The 2,266-nt window shown below is 72.0% G+C and carries 1 protein-coding gene and 1 pseudogene; both read left to right on the plus strand.

All coding sequences use genetic code 11. The features are described 5' to 3' along the window. Positions 1 to 961 (plus strand): hypothetical protein (locus PROKR_RS16290; protein ID WP_036964739.1); only part of this gene is annotated, 961 nt, incomplete at its 5' end. A 429-nt stretch (positions 962 to 1,390) separates the two neighbouring features. After that, positions 1,391 to 2,266 (plus strand): annotated as a pseudogene (locus tag PROKR_RS16295) (aryl-beta-d-glycosidase); the annotation flags it as partial.

Here is a 2,266-nt window from a genome sequence, read left to right on the forward strand (position 1 = left end):
GGCGGGCACCGCCGCGGCCGTGCCCGCTGCGTCCGCAGCGCCTGTACCCGCTGCGCCCGCCTCCGTGGCGGCCGTGAGCAACGCCGACCTGGCGCAGCGCTGGGCGCCCATCCACTACCAGGACGTGGACCAGACCGGCACCAACGCCCTGGGCGGCCGCTCGGACTACCTCGCGGCCTACGACTTCGACGGCGACAGGGACGCCCGCAACAACTGGGAGAACACGGGCAGCCACCCGCTGGCCGCCACCGCCTACTACTCGGTCATGGAGACGTCGAGCCACTGGTTCGTGACGTACATGTTCTTCCACCCACGCGACTGGTCGGACTCGATCTTCGACACCGAGCACGAGAACGACGCCGAGGGCGTCATGGTCGCCGTCCAGAAGGACGGCTCGGTCTACGGGGTACTCCGCGGCGCCGTCACCGTGGCGCACAGCGACTTCTACTCGTACACGCCGCAGCGCAGCACGTGGGGCGCGGGCGCCGAGACCATCGACGGCACGCTGCAGATGGCGACCAGCCCGCACGACGGCCTGAGCCACCCGGTCACCGCCCAGGAGGCCAAGGGCCACGGGCTCAAGGCGCGCCCCGGCTACGACATCAAGGGCGACGGCGTCGTCTACTACCCGGCCGGCCGGGCCGAGGTGCCCGAGCACCCGGACGACCGGGACGTGTCCTACCGCCTCGTGGACGTGCACGCGCCGGACGGCCTGTGGGCGCACCGCGACGACTCCCAGCTCTTCGCGAGCGCGGGCACGTTCGCGGGCGACGCCTCCGGCTCGTGCGGCGACGGGGGCGTCTCGTGCACGCAGAACTCCGCGAACGCCCCGTGGGGCTGGGACGACGGCGACGACGTCCCCGGCCGAGGCGCCCTGGCGACGGACCCGGCGGCCCTGTCGGCGAGCTACTTCCGCATCCCGGAGCCGCTGAACCGCACGTACGTCACCAACCCGTTCTGACGCCGGACCCAGGGCGTCGACCACAGCAGTTCCTGCCGGCGGGTGCCCTCTCGCGGCAGAAACCGCTGTGGTCAACACCTGGGCCGGACCGCGGCAGGGGCGGGCACCAGCAGGCCGGACGCCCCCGCCGCGCGTCGCTGCGGTCGGCAGCACGCCGAGTGGTCGGCGGAACGTCAGGTGGTCGGCAGTTCGAGCTGCCGACCACCTGACATTCTGCCGACCGCCCGTGGCGGCCGTCGCGGGACTGGACACTGTGGGCTCAGGTTCAACCTGAGGTTGAGAGTTACGCGCGGCTCAGCCTCAAGCCGAGGTTGAGGGTCACCGCTGGGCGAGGGGGGCCGCTGTCGCCAACGGGTACCGGGTGGTAGTTTTCGAATCGCTACCGCTCGGTAGGTTTGCACCGCAGGTGACCAGGTAAGGAGCGCACCCATGACCATCGAGGAGACCACCGAGGCCCGGACAGCCGCAGGATCGCCCGAGACCTCACCCTCGGCGGGCAGCCGCGCGTTCGACGTCGAGCGCGTGCTGGCCGCCCTCACGCTGGAGGAGAAGGCCTCGCTGCTGTCAGGCCTGGACTTCTGGACCACCCAGCCCGTCGACCGGCCCGAGGTCACCGTCCCCGGTGTCATGGTCACCGACGGCCCGCACGGCCTGCGCAAGCAGGCCGAGTCCCCCGACCACCTGGGGCTCGGCACGTCGGTGCCCGCCACCTGCTTCCCGCCGGCGGCCACGCTCGGCTCTACTTGGGACCCCGCCCTGCTGCGCCGCGTGGGCGAGGCGCTGGGCCGCGAGACGCGCGCCAACGACGTCGCCGTGCTGCTCGGCCCCGGCATCAACATCAAGCGCTCGCCCCTGAACGGGCGCAACTTCGAGTACCTCTCGGAGGACCCGGTGATCTCGGGCGAGCTCGGCGCGGCCCTCGTGGCCGGCATCCAGTCCCAGGGCGTCGGCACCTCGCTCAAGCACTTCGCGGCCAACAACCAGGAGGCCGACCGCATGCGCGTCTCGGCCGACGTCGACGAGCGCACCCTGCGCGAGATCTACCTGTCCGGTTTCGAGCGCGTGGTCAAGCGCACGCAGCCGTGGACCGTGATGTGCTCGTACAACAAGATCAACGACGTCTACGCCTCGCAGAACCACTGGCTGCTGACCGAGGTGCTGCGCGACGAGTGGGGCTTCACGGGTCTCGTGGTCTCCGACTGGGGCGCCGTGCGCGACCGGGTCGCCGCCGTCGCCGCCGGGCTCGACCTGGAGATGCCCGCCACCGGCGGCCGGACCGACGCCGAGGTGGTCGCCGCCGTCCGC

This window comes from Promicromonospora kroppenstedtii DSM 19349, from assembly GCF_000515355.1.
Lineage (GTDB): Bacteria > Actinomycetota > Actinomycetes > Actinomycetales > Cellulomonadaceae > Promicromonospora > Promicromonospora kroppenstedtii.